The sequence below is a fragment of the Antarctobacter aquimaris genome (assembly GCF_900184945.1).
GTDB classification, from domain to species: Bacteria; Pseudomonadota; Alphaproteobacteria; order Rhodobacterales; family Rhodobacteraceae; genus Maliponia; species Maliponia aquimaris.
In genome coordinates this window covers 19126-42222 of record NZ_FXYF01000014.1, presented here as the reverse complement: position 1 = coordinate 42222, position 23097 = coordinate 19126, and the positions used below count along the sequence as shown (strand labels likewise).

Below are 23097 nucleotides of genomic sequence, written 5' to 3'. Positions count from 1 at the left end.
CAACAACCAGGCCAGGCCGGACACCACGGGCTTGCCCTACTGCCCCGAGCACCTGATCGCAAACGACAGCTCCCCGGGGTTGCCGCCGACGCCTCTGGCCGGGTCCCGGACACGGGCGTTTCCCACTCGCTCACAACCAAGGAGAAACAGATGTTTTTTGATTCCTGGGTGCTGGACTGGTTCGCGATCCTGAACCTGGCCACGCTGGCGCTGACGTTCATCATCATTTTGGTGAAGGAACTCGGCTTCGGAAAATAGCGCGACCGAACGCGTTGGTCCAGCCGTCGCCGGAGCAACGCGATGACATTCCCATAGGAGGAACTGGGACATGGAGAATTCTTTGATTCTCAACTGGATGATCATGCTCGCGTCGTTCGGCGTGCTGATCTGGCTTGGCTGGAAATCCAGCAAGGTTGTCGTGGAGGACGAACAGGGTGACGAAGCCGGCTTCCTGCTTGCGGGCCGGTCTCTTGGGCCTTTCGTCGGCGCATCAACCATCGTCGCGACCGGCTTTTCCGGTTGGGGTTTCATGGGCTCGCCCGGCGTTGCCTATCAATACGGCGCCATTGAATTGCTGGGGAACTTCATGTTCGCCCCCGCGATGGTGATTGCGGTGCTGTTCTTTGCGAATTACCTGTCGAAACGCGCCGAGGTCCTTGGCAGCTGCACGATCCCTGAATACGCGGCCCGCCTGCATGGCGAAGGCGGTCTGGGGCGTCTTGTGCAGGGCGTTGCGGCAATCATCACCATCGTTCTTCTGCTCGTCTTCCTGACCAGCCAGATCAAGGCTGTCGGGCTCCTGGCGGCGGGCTGGCTCGATCTTCCTGCGGGGTATGCCGCAACGCTGATGGTCGCGGTCATCATCATCTATACCGTCCTGGGTGGCCTGACGGCCGTTGCCTGGACCGATACCCTGATGCTGATGGGCATGTTGATCGCTGCGGTCATCATCTGCGGCCAGATCTTTGCCGATATGTCACCGGCGCATCTGATCGAGAGCCTGCGCGCCATCGACCCGACCCTGGTGAATCCGCAAACTTCGGACCCCTACGGGGCCGGCAAGGGGTCGGTCTTCCTGATCCTGCCCTATGCCTTCATGTTCTCGGCGGTGCTGCCCTACATGGCGGTCCGTTTCCTTGCCTTCCGGCCGGACGTGAAGTTTCACCGTGTCGCGATGTACGTCGCGCCGTTCGGCTGCATCCTGTCGCTCATTCCGATTGTCGGTCTCTACATGCGGGTCAAGATGCCGGAACTGGCGCAGGCGGATCAGGCAATGCCGACCTACCTGAACACCTTCCTGCATCCGGCGTTGGGCGGGTTCATCACGCTCTGCATCCTGTTTGCGATGAAATCGACGGCAAACTCGCTGCTCCACACCGTCGCGTCCGCGGCGTCGCATGACCTGCGGGTGGCGGTGAACCCGATGCATTCGAACCCCAAGACGACATTGCTCATCAACCGCGGGGCGATCGTGCTGTTCGGATTTGTCGGGCTGCTGATGGTGTTCTTCGCGCCGCCGACGCTGCTGTCGTTCCTCGGTATCCTGGGCACCGGCACGCTGCTGGCAACTCTGGTCGGGCCGATTTTCGTCTCGGCAATCTGGCGCGGCAATGCCTACGGTGCGCTGGCAGCGATGGTTGGCGGTTTCGTGACCTCGGGCGGATTGCTGCTGTTTACCGATGCGGGCTGGGTCGTCGGGCCGCTGACGGGCTGCGTGGTTTCGTCCGGGCTCTATGTCCTCGTCAGCCTGATGACCATGGGCATCCAGCAGCGGGTGGAAATGGCCTGACCCCTCCCGCAGGTGTCGAAGACCAGGCGGTCCCGCAAGGGGCCGCCTTTTTTTTCGGGCGTCACCATGTCACGCCGGGATGCCGCGTAGGGTGCGCTGGCGGTAGGAAAGCGGGGTTTCGCCTTCACGGCTGCGGAACACCTTGCTGAAGTGCGACGCATCGCAAAACCCCGCCGCAGAGGCGATGTGCGTGACCGAATGATCCGTGCTTTCCAGCAAGTGCCGGGCAAAGTTCAGCCGAACCGATATGCCGGCTTCGGCGGGCGACAGGTGCAGCGCCTCGCCGAAATGACGTTCAAGCCGCCGTCGGCTGACCTTCAGGCGATCTGACAATTGGCTGACGGTCAATGGTGTCGCCACGTTCTGCCGAATCAGATGCAACGCCTTTCTGACCAGCTTGTCCGAAGTCGTGAATTCGATCGGCAGGCCGGGCTGCGGGTTTTCCGGCGTCTGCGCTTCGTCGATGATCATGATGTTCAGGCTCTTGCGCGCCGCTGCCTGCCCGATATGCCGGTCCACGAGGTAGGCGGCCAGATGCGCCGAACTTGCCCCGCCAGAACAGGTCAGACGATCGCGGTCCACAACGAAGATCTGGTCGGAGATCGGGATAAGCCCTTCGAACTGTTCCAGGAAATCGTTGTGGTGGAACCAGCTGACACAGCAGCGATAGCCGTCCATCAGGCCCGCCTGGTGCAGGATGAACGCGCCGGTGCAAACTCCGACGATCGGGACATTGGCCTGCGCCGCGCGCTTGAGATAGGCGATGTAGTCCGGATTGAGATCCTGGATTGCCGGTATCAGTCCCCCGACCACGACCATGTAATCGAATTTGCCCGGATCGCCCAGACGTTCGTCGGGTTGCACCGGGATTCCGCAGCTGGAGACCACCGGGTTCATTGTCGCAGAGACGATGCGCCAGGAACAAAGGATCGGGCGCGAGCGATCGCCTTCATCTGCCGCGAGCCTCAGAACATCCACGAAGTTCGCGAAGGCCGACAAGGTGAATTGCCGCGCCAGAATGAAGCCGATTTTCAAGGCAGGTTTGGAGTTCATGTCGGGCATCCCGGAACAGGTGTCTGCGCAAATATACCGCGTTTCTGACGCGATAGTACAATGAACTTCGGGAGGGCTGTGCGACACAGTTTCCAGACCGCTCCCCTACAAACCAGAGGCTACGCAAATGACCCATTTTTCCGGCTTTTCGCTGCTCAAGAACGCGCTGAGCGGCCACAAGAACTGGCCCGAGCAATGGCCCGACAGGCAGCCCAAAGCCGAGTACGATGTGATCATCGTCGGCGCGGGCGGTCATGGTCTGGGTGCTGCGTATTACCTCGCCAAGGAACATGGCATCACCAATGTCGCCGTGATCGAAAAGGGCTGGCTTGGCGGTGGCAACACCGGGCGCAACACGACGATCATCCGGTCGAACTACCTTTATGACGAGAGCGCCAAGCTCTACGATCACGCGCTCGACCTGTGGGAAAACCTGTCGACCGAACTGAACTACAACGTGATGTACTCCAAGCGCGGCGTGATGATGCTGGCACATAACGTGCATGACGTGCAGTCCTTCCAGCGTCACATCCACGCCAACCGGCTGAACGGCGTCGACAACCAGTGGCTGACACCCAAGCAAGCCAAGGAATTCTGCCCGCCGCTGAACATCTCGCCCGATGCGCGCTATCCGGTCATGGGTGCCGCGTTGCAAAAACGCGCCGGGACCGCGCGGCATGATGCCGTCGCCTGGGGCTATGCGCGGGCCGCGGCCAAGCGCGGCGTGGACATCATTCAGAACTGCCCCGTCATTGCGATCCGCCGCGCAGCCGATGGGTCGGTCGAGGGCGTCGATACCGCCAAGGGCTTTATCAAGGCCAAGAAGGTTGCCGTGTCCGCCGCCGGTCACACCAGCGTCGTGATGGACAGCGCGGGCGTACGGATGCCCCTGGAAAGCTACCCGCTTCAGGCGCTTGTGTCGGAACCGATCAAGCCGGTTTTCCCCTGCGTCGTGATGTCGAACACCGTGCACGCCTATATCAGCCAGTCCGACAAGGGCGAATTGGTGATCGGCTCGGGCACCGACCAGTACACCAGCTATTCACAGCGCGGGGGCCTGCCGCTGATCGAGCACACGGTCGCGGCGATTTGCGAAGTGTTCCCGATCTTCAACCGCATGCGGATGCTGCGCAAATGGGGCGGGATCGTCGATGTGACGCCGGACCGGTCGGCCATCCTGGGCAAGACGCCGGTCAAGGGTCTCTACGTCAATTGCGGCTGGGGCACCGGCGGGTTCAAGGCGACACCGGGGGCGGCGCACACGCTGGCCTGGACGGTTGCCAAGGATGAACCGCACCCGATCAACGCGCCTTTCACACTCGAACGCTTCACAACCGGCCGTCTGATCGACGAGGCCGCAGCCGCCGCCGTTGCGCACTGAGGAGACAGAAACATGCTTCTGATTCATTGCCCCTATTGCGACGATACGCTTCCCGAACTGGAATTCGCCTACGCGGGCGAGGCGCATATCGCACGCCCGGCCGACCCGTCGAAACTCAGTGATGAGGAATGGCGCGATTTCCTGTTCATCCGTTCCAACGTCAAGGGTGTGCACGCCGAACGCTGGCGGCACATCAACGGCTGCGGGCGCTTCTTCAACGCCCTTCGCGACACGGTAAGCGACCGTTTCGTGACCACCTACAAGGCCGGTGAGGCCCGTCCCGACACCTCCGCCAAGGAGTCCGCAAAATGAGCGACTTTCGCGTTAATGGCCGGGGCCGCGTCAACCGCGCCAAGCCGGTGAATTTTACCTTCGACGGCGAGACCTATCGCGGTTTCGAGGGCGATACCGTCGCCTCGGCGCTTTTGGCCAACGGCGTGCACCTCATGGGGCGCAGCTTCAAGTATCACCGCCCGCGCGGCGTGGTCACTGCCGGGTCGGACGAGCCCAATGCCCTGATCGGCACCACCCGCGGCAAGGGCCGGTTCGAGCCCAACACCCGCTCAACGATCCAGGAGATCTATCCCGGCCTGAAGACCGAGAGCCAGAACAAGTGGCCCAGCCTCAAGTTCGATCTGGGTGCGATCAACGACCGGCTCTACATGCTGTTTTCCGCCGGCTTCTACTACAAGACCTTCATGTGGCCGCGCAGCTTCTGGGACTCGGTCTACGAGCCGATCATCCGCAAGGCCGCCGGTCTGGGCAAGGCCCCGACCGAGGTCGACCCCGACACCTATGCCAGCCGCTACATGCATTGCGACGTGCTGGTGATCGGCTCCGGCCCTGCGGGCATCGCCGCGGCGCTGACGGCCGGGCGTGCGGGGTCCAAGGTGGTTCTGGTGGACGAAGCCCCCGAAATGGGCGGCACGCTCCTGTCCGAACCTTCGGTCTCGATCGACGGGCAACCGGCCTGGGACTGGCTGGCCGCGGCGATGGCAGAACTCGACGGCATGTCCAACGTGCGCCGCATGACGCGCACCACCGCGATCGGCTATTACCACCAGAACATGATCGGCATGGTGCAGAAGCTGACCGATCACATGGGCGACGTGCCCCAAGGGGCGCCCCGCGAACGCATGTGGCGGGTCCGCGCGAAAGAGGTCGTGCTGGCCCAGGGCGCCATCGAACGCCCCATGGTGTTCGACGGCAACGATGTGCCCGGCGTGATGATGGCCGGGGCCGCGCAGACCTTCCTGAACCGGTTCGGCGTGCTCGTGGGTAAAGAACCCGTGGTTCTGACCAGCCACGACAGCGCTTGGTACAGCGCGTTCGACATGGCCGATGCGGGCGCAAAGGTCGTGGCCATCGTCGATACACGTGGTGACGTTGCACAGGCCCTCAAGGACGCGGCGCAGGCACGCGGGATCAAGACGTATCTCGGCTACACCGCGACCGGCACCAAGGGCCGGCTGCGGGTCAAGGCGCTGCGCGTCAATCCTGTGCGCAACGGCAAGGTGGGTGCGGCGCATCTGCTGTTCTGCGACGCCGTAATGGTCTGCGGAGGCTGGACGCCGTCGCTGCACCTGTTCTCGCACACAAAGGGCTCTCTCGACTGGGATCCGGAGGCCAAGGCCTATCTGCCCGGCAAGAAGACGGAAGACGTGCATATTGCCGGGGCCGGTCGCGGGCTCTGGGGTATTGCCGCAGCGCTTGAAGACGGCACCAAGGCCGGAGCCGACGCCGTCACGTCGATGGGCGGCAAGGCCGGGCTTGCAACCTACGAGATTGCAGACGACCGGACCGGCACCGGCATCACGCAAAAGGAGCTGCCCACCGACCGCAACCCGGGCAAGGCCAAGGCCTTCGTCGATTTCCAGAACGACGTGACCGCCAAGGACATTCGCCTTGCCGTGCGTGAGGGCATGAAATCCATCGAACACGTCAAGCGCTATACGACCAACGGCATGGCGACCGATCAGGGCAAACTGTCCAACATGAACGGCCTGACCATTGCGTCCGATGCGCTTGGCAAGGAAGCACCGCAGGTGGGTCTGACGACCTTCCGCCCGCCCTATACGCCGACCACCTTCGGGGCCTTTGCGGGCTATCACAAGGGCGCGCATTTCGAAGTCACCCGCAAGACGCCCATCGACAGCTGGGCCGAGGAAAACGGCGCGGAATTCGAGCCGGTCGCGCTTTGGCGCCGGGCCTGGTACTTCCCCAAACCGGGCGAAGACATGCACAAGGCCGTGGCGCGCGAATGCAAGGCGACCCGCGAGAGCCTCGGCATCTTCGACGCCTCCACGCTGGGCAAGATCGAGGTCTCCGGCCCCGACGCCACCGAGTTCATGAACCGCATGTACACCAACCCCTGGACCAAGCTGGGCGTGGGCCGTGCCCGCTATGGCCTGCTCCTGGGCGAGGACGGGTTCATCCGTGACGATGGCGTCATCGGCCGGATGCGCGATGACCTGTTCCATGTCACCACCACCACCGGGGGTGCCGCGCGGGTTCTGAACATGATGGAGGACTACCTCCAGACCGAATGGCCCGAGCTCAAGGTCTGGCTGACCTCCACCACCGAGGAATGGGCGACCATCGCGCTCAACGGTCCCAATGCGCGCAAGCTGCTGGAGCCCTTTGTCGAGGGCGCGGATATTTCCGCCGGGGCCTTCCCGCACATGTCGGTCGTGGAATGCACCGTCGCGGGCTTCCCCTCGCGGCTGTTCCGGATCAGCTTTACCGGCGAACTGGGGTTCGAGATCAACGTACCCGCGCGTCACGGCAAGGCGCTGTGGGAAAAGCTCTGGGAAGCAGGTCAGAAATACGACATCTGCCCCTATGGCACCGAAACCATGCACGTCCTGCGCGCCGAAAAGGGCTTTATCATCATCGGCCAGGACACCGACGGCACCGTCACGCCGCAGGATGCCGGGATCGGATGGGCCATCGGCAAGATGAAAAAGGATTTCGTCGGCAAACGCTCGCTGGAACGGCCCGACATCGTGGCGCCGGGGCGCAAGCAGCTGGTCGGTCTTCTCACCGAGGATCCCAAGACCGTGCTGATCGAAGGCGCACAGATCGTCGATGACCCCAAGCAGGCCAAGCCGATGAAGATGATCGGTCATGTGACTTCGTCCTACTGGTCCGAGGCGCTCGGCCGGTCCATCGCCATGGCCGTGGTCGAGGGCGGGTTCGACCGGATGGAACAGACGCTGTATGTGCCTGACGAAAGCGGAAACCCCATTCCCGCCAAGGTCACCGGCACGGTGTTTTATGACCCGGCGGGTGACCGCCTGAATGTCGAATGAGGAGGTGAGATCATGAATGCTCCCGTAACGTCTTTCGATGCCGTCGCTGTAAAGGTCTTGCCGCCGGTGGCCCGCTTCAACCTGCGCATCGCGCCTGCGGATCTGGCGGTCGCCTCAAAGGCCTTTGGCCCGACCCTGCCGGCAAAGATCGGGCAGGGTGCGCAGAACGGCGATCGCGCCGCCTGGTGCATCGGGCCGGACGAATGGTTGCTGCACGCGGCCGAAGCCGACCAGCAAGCGATTGTCGCCGCCTTTGACAAGGTCCGCGAAAAGACGCCCCACAGCCTCGTCGTGATCTCTGATCGCGAGCTGACGATTGGCATCACCGGGCCTGCCGCGGCGGACCTGCTGTCGGTCGCGTGTCCTGTGGACCTGTCGCGCATTCCCGTGGGCGGGGCCAAGCGCACCCTCTTCGACTATGCGCAGGTCGTGCTGATCCGCGACAGCGAAGACGCGTTCCGGCTTGAGGTCTGGCGGTCCTTCGCCCCGCATGTCCTGGGCCTGCTGCAAGTCGCCACGCGCGAGCTCGCCATAGGCCTTTGACGGCCCTCCCAGCTTTCGTTGCAACGCGCCCCGTTTCGGGGTGCGATCCCCTCTTCACGCCTGAAAGGCTCCATTCCATGCTCGACAAAGCCGATCCCACCCGCATCTCCGACAAGGCAATCGCCGATGCCGTCAGCCTTGAGCTTGACCGCCAGCAGAACCAGATCGAACTGATCGCGTCCGAGAACATCGTCAGCCTTGATGTCCTGCGCGCCCAAGGCTCCGTCCTGACCAACAAATACGCCGAAGGCTACCCGGGTCGCCGCTATTACGGTGGCTGCGAGCATGTCGATACCGTCGAACAGATCGCCATCGACCGGCTGCGCAAGCTGTTTGGCGCCGGCTTTGCCAACGTCCAGCCGCATTCCGGCGCGCAGGCCAACCAGGCGGTGTTCCTTGCCCTGCTCCAGCCGGGCGACCGCATCATGGGGTTGAATCTCGCGCATGGTGGCCACCTGACGCACGGCTCGCCCGTCACGATGTCGGGCAAGTGGTTCGACGTGGTCAGCTATGAAGTGTCCAAGGACGATCTGCTGATCGACATGGACAACGTGCGCAAGGTTGCGCTGGAGACAAAGCCCAAGCTGATCATTGCCGGCGCGTCTGCCTATCCGCGCACGATGGATTTCGCCGCCTTCCGCGCCATCGCCGACGAAGTGGGCGCCTACTTGATGGTCGACATGGCGCATTATGCGGGTCTGATCGCGGCCGGTGAATACCCCGATCCGGTGCCGCATGCCCATGTCGTGACATCGACCACGCACAAGACCCTGCGCGGCCCGCGCGGCGGCATCATCCTGACCAATGACGAAGCCCTGGCCAAGAAGTTCAACTCTGCCGTTTTCCCCGGCAACCAGGGCGGGCCTCTGATGCATGTCATCGCCGCCAAGGCCGTGGCCTTTGGCGAGGCGCTGGAGCCGTCGTTCAAGCAGTATGCAAAGAACGTCATCGCCAATGCGCGTGCGTTGGCCGACGTGCTGGTTGCGGGCGGCCTGGGCGTGGTTTCGGGCGGCACCGATTGCCACATGGTGCTGGTCGACCTGCGCCCCAAGGGCGTGACCGGCAAGGCGGCGGAAATCGCGCTGGAACGGGCAGGGCTGACCTGCAACAAGAACGCCATTCCGTTTGATCCGGAAAAGCCCTTTGTCACCTCCGGCGTGCGTCTTGGTTCGTCCGCAGGCACGACGCGCGGTTTTGGCGAGGCGGAATTCCGCAAGGTGGGCGAACTGGTGCTCAAGGTGATCGACGCGCTCGCGGCGAACCCCGAGGGCGATGCGGCCGTCGAGGCGGCTGTGCTGGAAGAGGTGCGGACCCTGTGCAAAGCCCACCCGATCTACGCCAGCGGCGTGTAGGCCATGTTCCTTTCGGTCTTCGATATCTTCAAGATCGGTGTCGGCCCCTCTTCATCGCACACGATGGGGCCGATGACCGCTGCCGCGCGGTTCCTCGACGACCTGCGCGGCGGGGTTGAGAAAATTCCGGGGGCGGGCACGCTTGCCCGTCTCGGCGCCTCTCTGCACGGGTCTCTCGCCTTTACCGGCAAGGGCCATGCGACCGACCGCGCGGTGATCCTGGGGCTGATCGGGTATCTGCCCGCCACGCTCGATCCTGACGCCGCAGAGGCGTTGGAAGCCGAAGTCAGAAAGACCAAGCGTATCAGCCCGCCAGGTCTGGGGACGCTCGATTTCGACCCCGAGACCGATCTGGTGTTTGACTATGGCCCGCCATTGCCGGGCCATGCCAACGGGCTGGTGCTGCGCGCGTTCGACGAACGCGGCAATCCCTACATGACGCAGACCTATTATTCGGTCGGCGGCGGGTTCGTGGTGACCAAGGCCGAGCTTGAGGCGGAAAAGGCCGCCAAGACCCAGTCGCTGCACGCCGAGAAAAAGGCGATGGGCTATCCCTATCCCTTCGGGTCGGCGGCAGAGATGCTGGAGATGGGCCGCGCATCGGGCAAGAGCATCGCCGAAATGAAGCGCGCCAATGAATGCGCCCATCAGAACATCCAGCCGCGCGAACTGTCGGCCCAGATCACCCGCGTCTGCGACGTGATGAACACCTGTATCGACCGCGGTTTGCGGATGGATGGCATCCTGCCCGGGGGCCTCGGTGTCAAGCGGCGGGCAAAGGCGATCCACGAACAGCTCCTGGCCGAACGCGGAAACAACCGCAGCCAGCCGCATGTCGCCAATGACTGGCTCAGCGTCTATGCGATGGCAGTGAACGAGGAAAACGCCGCGGGGGGACGTGTCGTGACCTCGCCCACCAACGGCGCGGCGGGAGTGGTGCCGTCGGTTGTCCGCTACTATCGCGACCACTGCATCGGTGCCACAGAGGCGGGTGTGGAAACCCTGATGCTCACGGCGTCAGCCATTGGCGGGTTGATCAAGCACCGTGCCTCGATCTCGGGCGCGGAATGTGGCTGTCAGGCCGAAGTGGGGAGCGCCTCTGCCATGGCGGCGGCGGGGCTCTGCGCAGCGCTTGGCGGCACCAACGAGCAGATCGAAAATGCCGCCGAGATCGCGCTCGAGCATCACCTTGGCATGACCTGCGATCCCGTTGCCGGGCTGGTGCAGGTGCCGTGCATCGAACGCAACGGGCTGGGGGCGATCAAGGCCGTCAGCGCCGCGAGCCTTGCCCTGCGCGGTGACGGCATGCACTTCATGCCGCTCGACAATTGCATCGAGACCATGCGCCAGACCGGCGAGGACATGAACACCAAGTACAAGGAAACGAGTCTCGGAGGCCTTGCCGTCAACATGCCGGAGTGCTGAACTGACGCCGGTTTCGGCGTCATCCTCCAGCCGCAGTACATCCAGAAACCACCCTGCGCGGGGGCTCCGGGGACCGGCATGTCCCGCGCAGCGATTTGTGCTGACAGTGGCGGCGACGGGTTTGTCGTCGCCCAAGGCGTTCAATACATCCTCGTGGATGTCGCCAAAGCCGGGTAGGGTGGCCATGTCCGTATTCGCTTGCGGCATGAGGTCCGAAGCCTGTTGGCAGGGTTCATCCAGGGTCCTGCTGTGTCGGTCCCTGCTTGAATTGCCGATCTTTTCCCTGAAACCCCAGAACGCCCGAGTCCCCCATGTCCGACGCCCGCCTGTCTGCTTTGCCCACCCCCTGCCTGCTGGTCGATGAGGCCCGCATGAACCGCAACATTGATCGCCTCTCGCGACATGCGGCGTCTCTTGGGGTGCGCTTGCGGCCGCATCTGAAAACCACAAAGAGCGTCGACGCCGCGCGCCATGTTCTGGCGGGTGGAAACGGGCCGGCGACGGTATCGACGCTTGCCGAGGCGGAGGTCTTTGCCGAGGCAGGGATCGCGGATATCCTCTATGCTGTTGGCATCAGCCCGGACAAGCTGGATCGCGTCGTTGCCCTGCACCGTGCGGGATGTCGGCTGATCGTCCTGCTGGACAGTGTCGCGCAGGCCGAGGCCGTCGCGGCGGCCTCAAGGGCTTGCGGGATCGCGATCCCGGCCATGATCGAGATCGACAGCGACGGGCACCGCAGCGGGCTGACGGCAGACGATCCGGCCTTGATCGACGTCGGGCGCACCCTGGATGCGGGCGGTGCAGAGCTGTGCGGCGTGTTGTGCCATGCGGGCGAAAGCTATGGCGCCGTCGGACGCGCGGCACAGGCCGTCTGCGCCGAACAGGAACGGCGCGCCGTTGTCGATGCGTCCGACCGGCTGCGCGGCGCGGGTCTGCCCTGTCCGGTTGTCAGCGTCGGCTCGACCCCCACCGCCCATGCGGCCAAAGACCTGACCGGCGTGACGGAAATGCGCGCCGGCGTCTATGTCTTCTTTGACCTGGTCATGGCGGGGATCGACGTCTGCGATGTCGATGACATCGCGCTCAGCGTTCTGACCACGGTCATCGGACATCAGACGACGCGCGGTTGGACGATCTGCGATGCGGGCTGGATGGCGATGTCGCGGGATCGCGGCACGGCGAGCCAGCGGGTGGATCAGGGCTATGGCATTGTCTGTGACGCGGCGGGCAAGGTCATTCCCGGGCTGATCGTCATCCAGGCCAACCAGGAGCACGGTGTCATCGCCCCGCGCTCCGGCTTCGACGGCGGTACCCCGGATCTACCGCTTGGCACGAAATTGCGTATCTTGCCCAACCATGCCTGCGCCACGGCCGCGCAGCATGGTCACTACCACGTCATTCCCGCCAAACGAGACGCGCCGCTGGCCACATGGCCGCGGTTTGGCGGGTGGTAGCAGGGCCGGGGATCGCCTCGAAAGGCTTGGGGTTCGATGCCGAAATCAATGAAAAGGCCGATGGGGATGACACCCCATCGGCCTCTTTCGTGACATTTCCCCGAGTCGGCCGTCAGGCAGGCTTCTTCGCGATTGCGTTGTAGATGACGCCGCCCAGAACAGCGCCGATCACCCAGTTGAAACCGGACAGCACCGAGAACCAGGGCACCCAGACCGTCACGACCGAGAAGATCGCTGCGGCACCGAAGGCCTTGACCGCGGCCGAGTTCCAGCCGTTGTCGTAGTGATAGATGCCACCGTCCATGTTGTAGAGGTCCGCTTCGATCAACTGCTGTTTGCGGTGTGCGTAGTAATCCACGATCATGATGCCGAAGATGGGGGCAAGAACCGCGCCAAGCGTGTTCACAAAGCCGCCGATCCCGACCTGGCTGATGAAGCTGACCCACAAGCCGCCGATCACCAGCGCAAAGAAGGACGTGATCAAACCAGCCTTGCGAAAGCTGATCCTGTCAGGCGACAGGTTGGCGATGCCGTTCACCGCCGGGATGAAGTTCGCCACCAGGTTGATGCCGACGGTTGCCGCAAAGAACGTGATCGCCGCGATGATCCCCAGCAGAACGCTGTCCGTGCGCTCCACGATTTCAGTTGGGTTGATGATCTCTTCTCCGAACACGACTGCCGCGCCGCCGGTTGTCAGAAGCGCCAGCGCCGAGAACAGGATCATGTTGAACGGCAGGCCCCAGAGATTGCCCAGGATCATTGTCTTCTTGTCCTTCGCATAGCGCGAAAAGTCGCTGAAGTTGATCATGACAGCCGCGAAGTAGGCCACCATCGTTCCGACAATTGCGATAAAGCCCTTGGCTTCGGACCAGAAGGTGCCTTCGGGGTTGGCAAAGATCGTGGCCGTTGCCTCGAGAAGCTGGCCATCAGAACGCTGCCACAGCACGATCACCAGGCCGATCATCACAAGGTACACAAACGGCCCTGCGATGTTCAGGAAGGTCTCGACCCAGTTCATGCCGCGCCAGAAGATCACGATGTGAAAGAACCAGACGATCAGGAACGAAATCCAGTCAACCGCCGACAGGCCAAGGTATTCTGTGCCACCGGACACACCCGTGACGGAGTAGATCAACAATGCGACGGCTGTTGAGGCAAAATAGACCTGAACGCCATACCAGAACACCGCGACAATGGCCCGCAGAATGGCAGGCAGCTTCGCGCCCTGCGTCCGAGGCTCGCCCGGGCCACCACCGGATAAGGGATGCCGTATTTCTCACCGGGTGCGCCGGAAAGATTGACCATCCACATCACGAACAGGCCGGCCGTGATCAGCGCGGCAAAGGCCGTCCATCCCCCGACGCCGAACGAGATGAACAAGGATGCAACGAGCGAATACCCAAACAGCGACTGAACGTCGTTGGCCCAGATGTTGAAGATCGCAAATGCGCCCCAGGTCTTCTCATCCGCGCCGGCCGGATTGAGCGTGTTGCCCTCTGCGTCCATCGTGCCGCCATGCGACACATGCCCTGACTCAAATGAAGCCATGGATTCCTCCCTTTGTCCCTCTTGTGTGGCGATGTTGCCGTTTCTGCCGCATCTTCGCACGAAGTCCGGTATTTTCAGCATTTATAGTGACAATGATCCTATAAGCAGAGCTTCGAACAGGCGCGGCGCGTGGCGGAACCTGGTGCCATCATGCCACGTCCGAGAGTTCCCCAGCCCCCAAATTCTGCGCGTGAACTGACTGGGTTGACGGTCTCTTCCGCGGCATTCTCCGTTCGAGGGTGCGCGCGGTTGGCGGACGCCGAGCCTCGAGAACGGGGGAGAGACCAGCTGCCGGGCAGCCAGGTCACATCGACCGACGTCATCAAGGTGCGGGCCGCCCCCAGGATCAGCAGGCCTCTCGTGACATCGGCAGTGGCAATGCACTGACGGCAACGGATGGCAAGGGAGCCTGGCGCGACAACGTCTTCGGGCAGCGCCTCTGGCCGACCCTCAAATACAAAGAGGCCCATCCGCGGGCCCGCGCCGGCGTCTCGGTAGCCCGCGCCGGGATCGGTCGCTATCTCGGCTTCTACAAGGTCCGCCGCCCACATTCATCGCTTGACGGCAAAACGCCCGGAACCTGTTCAAATCACCCGAACCACTTCTCCCTGGAGGAGCGCAGTCCAGCAGCCGCTGCGCAAGATCAGCTCCGTCGCCAACCAGGCTTTGCGCGTGCCGGATGACGCATTCGACCGGCCCTGCGCCGGGGGAGGGTCGTCCGTGGTTCGCGCCCGAAAGGCTGATCCGGGCCAGCCTGCTGCAGATCCTCCACTCGATCCGGTCCAAGCGCAGCACACCGGGGCGGGGCCGTTCAGCCCCTCAGACCATGACACCCCGATCCTTGACTTTGAGGTGGCATTTTGCTACCTCTATTCCAGATCAAGGAGGCGAAAATGGCGCAATCCGTGAAACTTGCCGACGAGGTCATGGCCCTCGTCCGCCGCGAAGCCGATCTGCACAGCCGTTCGGTGGCCGGGCAGATCACCCACTGGCTCCGGATCGGCCGCGCGATCGAGCAGTCCGGCGCCTATGACCATGCCCGCATCACCGCCGCGCTCGAGGGCCGGCTGGACACCACCAGCCTGACCGAAGAGGAAGAGACGGCCTGGCTCGATGCCTTCACCGACAAGATGGCCGCGCCTTCCAGGGCGGAAGAGGATTTCCACGCCAGGCGGCACAAGCTGGGGCAGGGGGTCGGCCTTGATGCCGGCGGGAACCTGGTCCACGCCAGGAACGACGCCGCTGCATGAGGCCAAGCCTCGTCCTGCTGGCCGGACCCAACGGCGCCGGCAAGACCACCCTGTATCAGACCCGCGTGGCGCCCAGCTTCGCGGGTCCTTTCATCAATGCCGACATCATCCAGCGGGACGAGCTGCGCGACCCGTCGATGGAGGCCGCCTACGACGCGGCGCGCATCGCCGAAACGCGGCGGCAGGAGATGCTCGCAGCCCGCCGGAGTTTCGCCGCAGAGACGGTGTTTTCCCACCCGTCCAAGCTGGAGGTGATCGAAACCGCCCGCGCGCAGGGCTATCTTGTCGTGGTCATGCATGTCGGGGTCGACAGCCCCGAGCTGTCGGTCGCCCGCGTGCGGGAACGCCGGGCCGAGGGCGGCCATGATGTCCCCGAGGACAAGATCCGCGCGCGATACCTGCGCAGCCAGCCGCTGATCCGGCAAGCGGTGCTGCGGGCCGACCGTGGCATGGTCTTCGACAACTCGGAGCTCAACACGCCGCCGCGCCAAATGCTGGGCTTTGCGGGCGGGCGGCTGACCCAGGCGGCGCCGGTGCTCCCCCGATGGATCCTCGATGCCTACGCCGCCGACCTGGTGATCTGACCGCGCCGAAGGCCCCTTGCCCCGATTTGTGCCCGCCTCGGGCCATCACGGGGGCGGCCTGGAGACCTACGCATCGGTTCGGCGCCCCACCACGGTTGACCCAGCGCAAGGCGGCATCACTCCCCGCGTGACAGGCTGACCTCCGCAAGGAGGCAGGGGATGACGAAACGCGGGATGCACATGGCCTTGCAGCGGGCGCTCAGCCTGGCCGCTGGGATCGGGTTCGTGGCAACGCTGGGCGCGCTGCCGTTGCTCGGGTCGCTGGCCGTGCTGGCGCTGGCGCTGGGCCTGTACGCCTTCTGGCCGGTGCCCGCCGCGCCCGCCGGAGCCTTTCGCTACCGGCGCGGCCCGGCCGTGGTGATTCCCGATCTCATGGGCCTCGTGCTGGTCTCGGCTTTTGTCGGCCTGCCGCTGCTCGTCTCGCGGATCGAAGGCGCGCTGCACCCCTCCGCCCTGCTGGTCTGGCCGCTGGGGGCGGTCTTTGTCAGCCTGCTGGTGATCGGCTGGAAACGCGGGGTCTTTGCGCTGGAGCTGGGGGCCGAGGCGCTGCGCGCCGACACCGGGCTGCGCCACCGCGCCTGGCGCTATGACCAGATCGCCGCGGTAGAGCCCTGGCGCAGCGACCTTGTGCGCCCTGTGCGGCCGCTGGCGCCGCTGCTGGTCGCGGCCGGACAGCCCGGCGCGGCGGGCGCGCTGATGGTCTCGCGCCCCGGCCGGGGTGTCGCCCTGGTGCACCGCGACGGCACGCGCTGGCCCATCCCCGGCGACGCCTTCGAGGATGGGTTGAAGGCGCTGCTGACCGCCTGCGCGGCGCGCGGCGTGACGCTCAAGGTCCCCGCCGACGCGGCCTGACACCAGGTGCACAAAAACCGGGCAGCTGGCCGGTCCCGCGCCGTCATTTCTGCGAATGCTTCGCAAGAACATTGACTTTTGCGAATTGGTCGCAATATAGAGGTAAGGAACAAGGGCGCTCTTCCTGCGCCGTGCGCGGTCGGGGAGCGCCTCTTTGATGGGGTGTGCAGACCATATGCTGACGAAAAGGGACTTTCTGAGAGGGCTTGCCGTCTCTGCCCTCGTGCTGCCGGGCGCACGGGTCGCGGCGCAGGCTACGCTGACCGTCGTGGCCACCACCGGCATGATCGCCGACGCGGCGCGGCAGGTGGGCGGTGACCTTGTCGAGGTGACGGCGCTGATGGGGCCGGGCGTCGACCCGCACAGCTATCGCCAGACCCGCAGCGACATCGTCGCCCTGGCGCGCGCCGAGGTGGTGCTCTGGCACGGCCTCTACCTCGAGGCGCAGATGCAGGACTTCATGCAGGACCTGGCCGAGCGCGGCACCGTGACCGCCGTGGCCGAACAGGTCCCGCGCGAACTGCTGCGCGCGCATGACGACTACGATGACAAGTTCGACCCGCACGTCTGGATGGTGCCCGCGCTCTGGACCCACGTGGTGGGCGCGGTGCGCGACGCGCTGATCGCCGCCCGCCCCGAGGCCGAGCCCATCTTCCGCGCAAACGCCGAAACCCACCTGGCCGAGGTCGCCGCCTTGCAGGACTACGCCGCCGCGACGCTGGCCACCGTGCCGCAGGCCAGCCGCGTGCTGGTCACCGCGCATGACGCCTTTGGCTATTTCGGCCAGGCCTACGGCTTTGACGTCATGGGGATCCAGGGCATCTCGACCGAATCCGAGGCCGGGTTGCAGCGCATCGCCGAACTGGTCGACGTGCTGGTCAGCCGCAACATCCGCGCCGTCTTTGTCGAAAGCTCGGTGTCCGACCGCAACATCCGCGCCCTGATCGAAGGCGCCGCCGCGCGCGGCCACGAGGTCATCATCGGCGGCGAGCTTTTCTCGGACGCCATGGGCGCCCCCGGCACCTACGAGGGCACCTACATCGGCATGATCGACCACAACGTGACGGTGATCGCACGGGCGCTGGGCGGGCAGGGGCCACAGACCGGCATGCAGGGGCGGCTGAACGGATGACCGACACGCAACTGAAGATCGCCGCGGCCGACGGGCGCGTGACGCCCGCACCCATCGCCCCGGAGGCGGCGCTCGCCCTGCGCGGTCTGACCGTCTCCTACGGTGAGAAACCTGCGGTGTTTTCCGTCGACGCCACCTTTCCCGCCGCCTCGATGACGGCGATCATCGGCCCGAACGGCGCGGGCAAATCCACCCTGCTCAAGGCGGCGCTGGGCGTGATCCCGCGCCTGTCGGGCGAGGTGACGGTGTTCGGCGCGCCGCTCGAGGCCGCGCGCGCCCGCATCGCCTACGTGCCGCAGCGCGCCAGCGTGGACTGGGACTTTCCCACCACGGTGATCGACGTGGTGATGATGGGGCTCTACCGCCGCGTCGGCCTGCTGGGCCGCTTCACCGGCGAGATGAAGGCGCGCGCCACCGCCTGCCTGGACCGGGTCGGCATGGCGGGCTTTGCCGCCCGCCAGATCGGCCAGTTGTCCGGCGGCCAGCAGCAGCGCGTCTTTCTCGCCCGCGCGCTGGCGCAGGACGCCGACCTCTACCTGCTGGACGAACCCTTTGCCGGGGTCGATGCCGCCACCGAAAAGGCGATCATCGCCGTGCTCAAGGATCTGCGCGCCGAAGGCAAGACGGTGATCTGCGTCCACCATGATCTGGCCACCGTGCGCGACTACTTCGACCATGTCTTCCTGATCAACGTGCGCAAGATCGCCGAAGGCCCGGTGGACACCACCTTTACCTCCGAGGCGCTGAACGCCACCTACGGCGGGCGGCTGGCGGCGACGCACATCGACCGGCTGAACCTCGCGGAGGGCGCGTGACACCCCTGTTCGACGCGTTGCTGCTTCAGGCGGGCTACAATGCGGCGCTGGTGACGGTGGGCGCGGCGCTCCTGGGTTTTGCCGCCGGTGCGGCGGGCACCTTCCTGTTCCTGCGCAAGCGCGCGCTGGTGTCGGACGCGGTGTCCCACGCCACCCTGCCGGGGGTTGGCCTGGCCTTTATCGTGATGGTGTCTCTGGGCGGCGACGGGCGCAACCTGGCCGGGCTGCTGGCCGGATCGGCGGTGACGGCGGGGCTGGGCCTGCTGGCGGTCGAATGGATCGCGCGGCGCACCCGGCTCAGCGAGGATGCCGCCATCGGCGCGGTGCTCTCGGCCTTTTTCGGGCTGGGGGTGGTGCTGCTGACGGTGATCCAGAGCATGAGTTCCGGGCGCCAGGCCGGGCTGGAATCCTTCCTGCTGGGCTCGACCGCCGGCATGCTGTTCCAGGACGCGGTGATCATCGCCGTCGGCGGCGCGGTCGCGGTGCTGGCGACCTGGCTGTTGCGGCGGCCGATGACGCTGGTCGCCTTTGACGCCGAATACGCGGCGGCGACGGGCGTGAACGTCGCGCGGATCGACCTGGCCATGATGGGGCTGGTCATGGGGGTCACCGTGATCGGGCTCAAGGTGGTCGGGCTGATCCTGATCGTCGCCATGCTGATCATCCCGCCGGTCACCGCCCGCTTCTGGACCGAACGCAGCGGCACCGTGATCTGGACCGCGGGCGCGCTGGGCGGGCTGTCGGGCTACCTGGGCGCGGCGCTCTCGGCCTCGGCGCCGGACCTGCCGACCGGGCCGATCATCGTGCTGGTGGCGGCGGCGCTGTTCCTGTTGTCACTCTTCCTGGCACCCGCGCGCGGCGTCGCCTCGGCCTTGCTGCGGCACCGGCGGTTCCAGCGCCGAGTGCACCGCCGGCAGGGCCTGCTGGCGCTGGCCCGGTCCGAGCCGATCCACGATGCCTTTACCCTCCAGGTGCTGCGCGGCGAAGGGCTGATCCGCGCCGATGGTGTCGCGACCGAGACCGGACGCGCCCAGGCCGCCCGCATCGCCCGCGACGAACGGCGCTGGGACGTGGCGCGCGAGATCCACCAGGACACCGGGCTGACCGGGCGCTACGACGGGCTGACCCCCATCGAGACGGTCTTTGCCCCCGACGAGATCGCCGAGTTCGACCGCCGCATCGGCGGTCCGCGCAGGGTGGAGGGCACGTGATGGGCGCCGAATTCGTCATGTTTTCGCTCACGCCGATGCTGATCGGCATCCTTGCCTCGGTGGCCTGCGCGCTGCCGGGCAATTTCCTGATCCTGCGGCGCCAGGCGCTGATCGGCGATGCCATCAGCCATGTCGTCCTGCCGGGCATCGTCGTCGCCTTCCTGCTGACCGGGGTGGTCGCCGCGCTGCCGATGCTCTTGGGCGCGGCGGGGGCCGCCGTGGTGGCGGTGGTGCTGATCGAGGCGATCAAGCGGCTGGGCAAGATCGAGCCGGGCGCCGCCATGGGTGTGACCTTCACCACGTTGTTCGCCGGGGGCGTGCTGCTCCTGGAGCAGAGCGACACCTCCAGCGTGCACCTCGACGTGGAACACGCGCTGATGGGCAACCTCGAATCGCTGGTCTGGCTGCGGGCGACGGGCTGGGAGTCGCTGCTGGACCCGCACGCGCTGGCCGGTCTGCCGGAAGAGCTGCCGCGCATCGCGGTGGTCTGCCTGGCCGTCGTCCTGCTGACGCTGGTGTTCTGGCGCTGGCTGAAGATCTCCACCTTCGACGAAGGCTTTGCCCAGGCGCTGGGCCTGCCGGTGACCGCCATCGGCATGGGGCTGGTGATCGTCGCGGCGGTGGCTGCTGTCGCCGCCTTTGACGCGGTGGGCTCGATCATCGTCATCGCCATGTTCATCTGCCCGCCCGCCGCCGCGCGGCTGATGACGAACCGCCTCGGTCCGCAGGTCTGGTGGTCGGTGCTGTTTGCCGTGCTCTCGGCGGTGCTGGGCTACGTGCTGGCGGGCTACGGCCCGCTCTGGCTGGGCGCGTCCAACGCGGTCAGCGCGGCGGGGATGATCGCCACGGTGTCCGGGCTGATCCTGGCGCTGGCCTGCGTGTTCGGCCCGCACCGGTCCCGCGTCGGTGCCAGGGCCGAAGCGTGACGGCGGGACGGACGCTCGTCGCCTGCGGCAACATCGCCCCGCCCACCGTCCCTTTGACCCCCGCACAGGCGGCGGGTAGCCTGTCCGGATGACAGCGGATGACACGGACAACGGCTGGGACGCTTCGGCGGCCGCTTGGGTCGCGCACCTGGGCGACACGGGCGACCGTGGCCGCGAGCATGTGCTGGACGCACCGATGCTGGCCGCCGCACGGGCCAGCGGCGCGCGCATCGCGCTGGACGTCGGCTGTGGCGAGGGGCGGTTCTGCCGGATGCTGCGCGCCGAGGGCATCGAGGCCACCGGCCTCGACCCCACCGCCGCGCTGCTGGACATCGCCCGCGCCCGCGATCCGCAGGGCGCCTACCTGCAAGGCATTGCCGAAGCGCTGCCCTTTGCCGACGCACAGTTCGACCTCGTGGTCGCCTATCTCTCGCTGATCGATATCGCCGACTATCGCACGGCAATTGCCCAAATGGCGCGCGTGCTGACCCCCGGCGGCACGCTGCTGGTGGGCAACCTCAACCCCTTCGCCACCGCCGTCCCGCGCGACTGGCCCGAGGGCAAGGGCGGCTGGGTCTGGCAAGAGGGCAGGCGGCGCTACTACGCCTTTGACGACTACATGACCGAACGCGGGTACAAGACCGCCTGGGCCGGCATCCGCATCACCAATTACCACCGCCCGCTGTCGGCCTACATGGCCGCCTTCCTGGGCGCCGGGCTGCGCCTGCGCGCCTACGATGAACCGCCCTACACTGGCCCCGATCCCGGCGACGCGGACAAATTCGCCCGCGCGCCCTGGTTCAACCTGATGGTCTGGGAAAGGCGCTGACCCTCAGGCGGCAGGCCGCGACGACATCACGCCCGCAGTCACCGCGTCGGTCAGTTCCAGCGCGTCGTCCTCGGACAGCATCATCAGTTCCGCCAGCTTGGCGCGGCCCCGTCCGACGCGGCTTTTCATCGTGCCCACGGCCACGCCGCAGACCTCGGCCGCCTCCTCGTAGGCCATGCCCTGCGCGCCGATCAGCACCAGCGCCTCGCGCTGTGTGTCGGGCAACTGGGCAAAGGCGGTGTGGAAATCGCGCATCGCCAGCCGGCCGTCATGGTCGGGCTTGGTGGCCAGCCGCTCGCCCATGCTGCCATCGACGTCCTCGACCTCGCGCTTGCGCTTGCGGCGCAGCGAATAGAACGTGTTGCGAAGGATGGTGAACAGCCAGGCGCGCATGTTGGTGTCCGGCTCGAACTTGTCGATGTTGGTCCAGGCCTTGACCAGCGTGTCCTGCACCAGGTCGTCGGCGGTGGCCGAGTTGCGCGTCAGGCTCAGCGCGAAGGCGCGCAGCGAGCCGAGGTGTTCCACCAGCTGGTCGCGGGGGTCACGCGTCATCGCCGATCTCCCGTTTGCGCGCCTCTGCCTGTTTCAACTGCTCCAGCAACTCGGCAAAGCGGTCGGGGACCGGCGCGGTGGCCATGTCATCGAACGCCTGTTTCAAGTTGCGGTCGATTTCGTCGACAATCCTTGCATTGAGCTGTTTTCGCGTCATCTGTTCCGTCATCTTCTGTCTCGCACCGCTGGGTCGGAACCAAAACGCGGTGAGCGGCGTTTGGTTCCGAACCTAGTGCAGAAAACCGGAGCAACAAGAATGACGGGACACTCCCAACAGGACATGACGACAGCCATCGGCGTCAACCTCCCCTTCCTGCGGCGCTACGCGCGCGCGCTGACCGGCCACCAGGACAGCGGCGACCGCTACGCCGCCGCCACGCTGGAAGCGATCCTGAACGATCCCGACCAGTATGTCACCAGCCTTCCGCCCAAGGTGGCGCTGTTCCGGGTGTTCCACGCGATCTGGAGCTCGTCGGGTATGCCGGTCGCCACCGGCGGTGAGACCGGGCTTGCCGCGCGGGCGCAAAAGCACCTCGAACAGCTGACCGAGAACACCCGCGAGGCGCTGCTGCTGCACACGATCGAGGAATTCCAGATCGACGAGGTGGCGCAGATCATGCAGGTGCCGCAGGACGAGGCCGCGACCTACATCGAAACGGCCTTCCTCGAGATGCGCGACGCGGTCGCAGGCCGCATCCTGATCATCGAGGATGAGGCCGTCATCGCCATGGATCTCGAAGGCATCGTGATGGACATGGGGCACCGCGTCACCGGTGTCGCGCGCACCGAACAGGGCGCGCTGGACCTCGCGGCAAAGGAACCCGCCGACCTGATCCTGTCGGACATCCAGCTGGCCGACAATTCCAGCGGCATCGACGCGGTGAACCGCATCCTCGAACGCGATGGTGACCGGCCGGTGATCTTCATCACCGCCTTCCCGGAGCGCCTGCTGACCGGCGAGGGGCCGGAACCGGCCTTCCTGATCTCCAAGCCCTACACCGAGGACCAGGTGCGCTCGGCCGTCAGCCAGGCGCTGTTCTTCGCCTCGACCGAAACGCTGATCCGCTGAGCCTGTGATCCGCGCAAATGA

At 65.5% G+C, this 23097-nt stretch carries 20 protein-coding genes and 3 pseudogenes; 19 read left to right on the top strand and 4 right to left on the bottom strand.

Going from position 1 to position 23097, the window contains the following annotated elements:
- Nucleotides 1–328: 328 nt before the first annotated feature.
- Nucleotides 329–1789 (top strand): sodium:solute symporter family protein, encoded by a 1461-nt coding sequence (locus tag MAA8898_RS20140; protein ID WP_094022832.1) that lies wholly within the window; start codon nt 329–331, stop codon nt 1787–1789.
- Nucleotides 1790–1858: 69 nt separating this feature from the next.
- On the opposite strand, the gene MAA8898_RS20135 is transcribed toward MAA8898_RS20140, so the two are convergent.
- Nucleotides 1859–2842 (bottom strand): GlxA family transcriptional regulator, encoded by a 984-nt coding sequence (locus MAA8898_RS20135; protein WP_094022917.1) that lies wholly within the window; start codon nt 2840–2842, stop codon nt 1859–1861.
- 127 nt (nt 2843–2969) lie between these two features.
- On the opposite strand from MAA8898_RS20135, the gene MAA8898_RS20130 reads away from it, so the two are divergent.
- The 7 genes from MAA8898_RS20130 (at nt 2970) to MAA8898_RS20100 (ending at nt 12308) form a co-directional block, all read left to right on the top strand.
- Complete coding sequence (locus tag MAA8898_RS20130) at nt 2970–4223, top strand: sarcosine oxidase subunit beta family protein (RefSeq protein ID WP_094022831.1); 1254 nt, start codon at nt 2970–2972, stop codon at nt 4221–4223.
- 12 nt (nt 4224–4235) lie between these two features.
- Nucleotides 4236–4535, top strand: coding sequence for a sarcosine oxidase subunit delta (locus MAA8898_RS20125; protein ID WP_094022830.1), 300 nt, complete (start codon nt 4236–4238; stop codon nt 4533–4535).
- Nucleotides 4532–7534 (top strand): sarcosine oxidase subunit alpha, encoded by a 3003-nt coding sequence (locus MAA8898_RS20120; protein ID WP_094022829.1) that lies wholly within the window; start codon nt 4532–4534, stop codon nt 7532–7534. Before MAA8898_RS20125 ends, MAA8898_RS20120 begins: the two co-directional genes overlap by 4 nt.
- A 12-nt stretch (nt 7535–7546) precedes the next feature.
- Nucleotides 7547–8077, top strand: a complete 531-nt coding sequence (locus MAA8898_RS20115) for a sarcosine oxidase subunit gamma (RefSeq protein WP_094022828.1) — start codon at nt 7547–7549, stop codon at nt 8075–8077.
- A gap of 77 nt (nt 8078–8154) precedes the next feature.
- Nucleotides 8155–9429 carry a serine hydroxymethyltransferase gene (gene glyA, locus MAA8898_RS20110; RefSeq protein WP_094022827.1) on the top strand — a complete coding sequence of 425 codons (1275 nt, stop codon included), beginning with the start codon at nt 8155–8157 and terminating at the stop codon, nt 9427–9429.
- A 3-nt stretch (nt 9430–9432) separates the two neighbouring features.
- Complete coding sequence (locus MAA8898_RS20105) at nt 9433–10854, top strand: L-serine ammonia-lyase (protein WP_094022826.1); 1422 nt, start codon at nt 9433–9435, stop codon at nt 10852–10854.
- Between the two features lie 311 nt (nt 10855–11165).
- Nucleotides 11166–12308 carry a DSD1 family PLP-dependent enzyme gene (locus MAA8898_RS20100; RefSeq protein WP_094022825.1) on the top strand — a complete coding sequence of 381 codons (1143 nt, stop codon included), beginning with the start codon at nt 11166–11168 and terminating at the stop codon, nt 12306–12308.
- A gap of 112 nt (nt 12309–12420) precedes the next feature.
- Here MAA8898_RS20100 and MAA8898_RS20095 read toward each other — a convergent pair.
- Nucleotides 12421–13814 (bottom strand): annotated as a pseudogene (locus MAA8898_RS20095) (NCS1 family nucleobase:cation symporter-1).
- A gap of 437 nt (nt 13815–14251) precedes the next feature.
- Between MAA8898_RS20095 and MAA8898_RS26855 the strand changes: the two are divergent.
- From MAA8898_RS26855 to MAA8898_RS20055, 10 genes and pseudogenes are all read left to right on the top strand, one after another.
- Nucleotides 14252–14431, top strand: a pseudogene (locus MAA8898_RS26855) (integrase core domain-containing protein); the annotation flags it as partial.
- Between the two features lie 55 nt (nt 14432–14486).
- Nucleotides 14487–14646: pseudogene (locus MAA8898_RS27325) on the top strand (transposase); the annotation flags it as partial.
- Nucleotides 14647–14749: 103 nt separating this feature from the next.
- Complete coding sequence (locus MAA8898_RS20090; protein ID WP_094022824.1) at nt 14750–15106, top strand: TA system antitoxin ParD family protein; 357 nt, start codon at nt 14750–14752, stop codon at nt 15104–15106.
- The gene (locus tag MAA8898_RS20085) at nt 15103–15690 is read left to right on the top strand and encodes an ATPase (RefSeq protein WP_094022823.1); all 588 of its coding nucleotides are present in this window, start codon (nt 15103–15105) and stop codon (nt 15688–15690) included. The genes MAA8898_RS20090 and MAA8898_RS20085 overlap by 4 nt, the downstream gene beginning before the upstream one ends.
- Nucleotides 15691–15849: 159 nt before the next feature.
- On the top strand, nt 15850–16542 hold the full coding sequence (locus tag MAA8898_RS20080) for a hypothetical protein (RefSeq protein ID WP_094022822.1): 693 nt from the start codon (nt 15850–15852) through the stop codon (nt 16540–16542).
- A gap of 175 nt (nt 16543–16717) precedes the next feature.
- Nucleotides 16718–17674, top strand: coding sequence for a metal ABC transporter solute-binding protein, Zn/Mn family (locus tag MAA8898_RS20075; RefSeq protein WP_176445249.1), 957 nt, complete (start codon nt 16718–16720; stop codon nt 17672–17674).
- On the top strand, nt 17671–18489 hold the full coding sequence (locus tag MAA8898_RS20070) for a metal ABC transporter ATP-binding protein (protein WP_094022821.1): 819 nt from the start codon (nt 17671–17673) through the stop codon (nt 18487–18489). Before MAA8898_RS20075 ends, MAA8898_RS20070 begins: the two co-directional genes overlap by 4 nt.
- Nucleotides 18486–19700, top strand: a complete 1215-nt coding sequence (locus MAA8898_RS20065) for a metal ABC transporter permease (protein WP_094022820.1) — start codon at nt 18486–18488, stop codon at nt 19698–19700. Before MAA8898_RS20070 ends, MAA8898_RS20065 begins: the two co-directional genes overlap by 4 nt.
- Nucleotides 19700–20626 (top strand): metal ABC transporter permease, encoded by a 927-nt coding sequence (locus tag MAA8898_RS20060; protein WP_094022819.1) that lies wholly within the window; start codon nt 19700–19702, stop codon nt 20624–20626. The genes MAA8898_RS20065 and MAA8898_RS20060 overlap by 1 nt, the downstream gene beginning before the upstream one ends.
- 88 nt (nt 20627–20714) lie before the next feature.
- The gene (locus MAA8898_RS20055) at nt 20715–21455 is read left to right on the top strand and encodes a class I SAM-dependent methyltransferase (protein ID WP_094022818.1); all 741 of its coding nucleotides are present in this window, start codon (nt 20715–20717) and stop codon (nt 21453–21455) included.
- Between the two features lie 3 nt (nt 21456–21458).
- Here MAA8898_RS20055 and MAA8898_RS20050 read toward each other — a convergent pair whose 3' ends face one another.
- A complete protein-coding gene (locus MAA8898_RS20050; RefSeq protein WP_094022817.1) occupies nt 21459–22007 on the bottom strand; it encodes an RNA polymerase sigma factor in 549 nt (182 codons plus the stop codon).
- Entirely contained in the window at nt 21997–22176 is a 180-nt protein-coding gene (locus MAA8898_RS25905) for a NepR family anti-sigma factor (protein ID WP_245853500.1), read from the bottom strand. The genes MAA8898_RS20050 and MAA8898_RS25905 overlap by 11 nt, the downstream gene beginning before the upstream one ends.
- Nucleotides 22177–22263: 87 nt before the next feature.
- Here MAA8898_RS25905 and MAA8898_RS20045 point away from each other — a divergent pair, with 87 nt between their 5' ends.
- Nucleotides 22264–23076, top strand: coding sequence for a response regulator (locus MAA8898_RS20045; protein ID WP_094022816.1), 813 nt, complete (start codon nt 22264–22266; stop codon nt 23074–23076).
- The last annotated feature ends 21 nt before the right edge of the window (nt 23077–23097 follow it).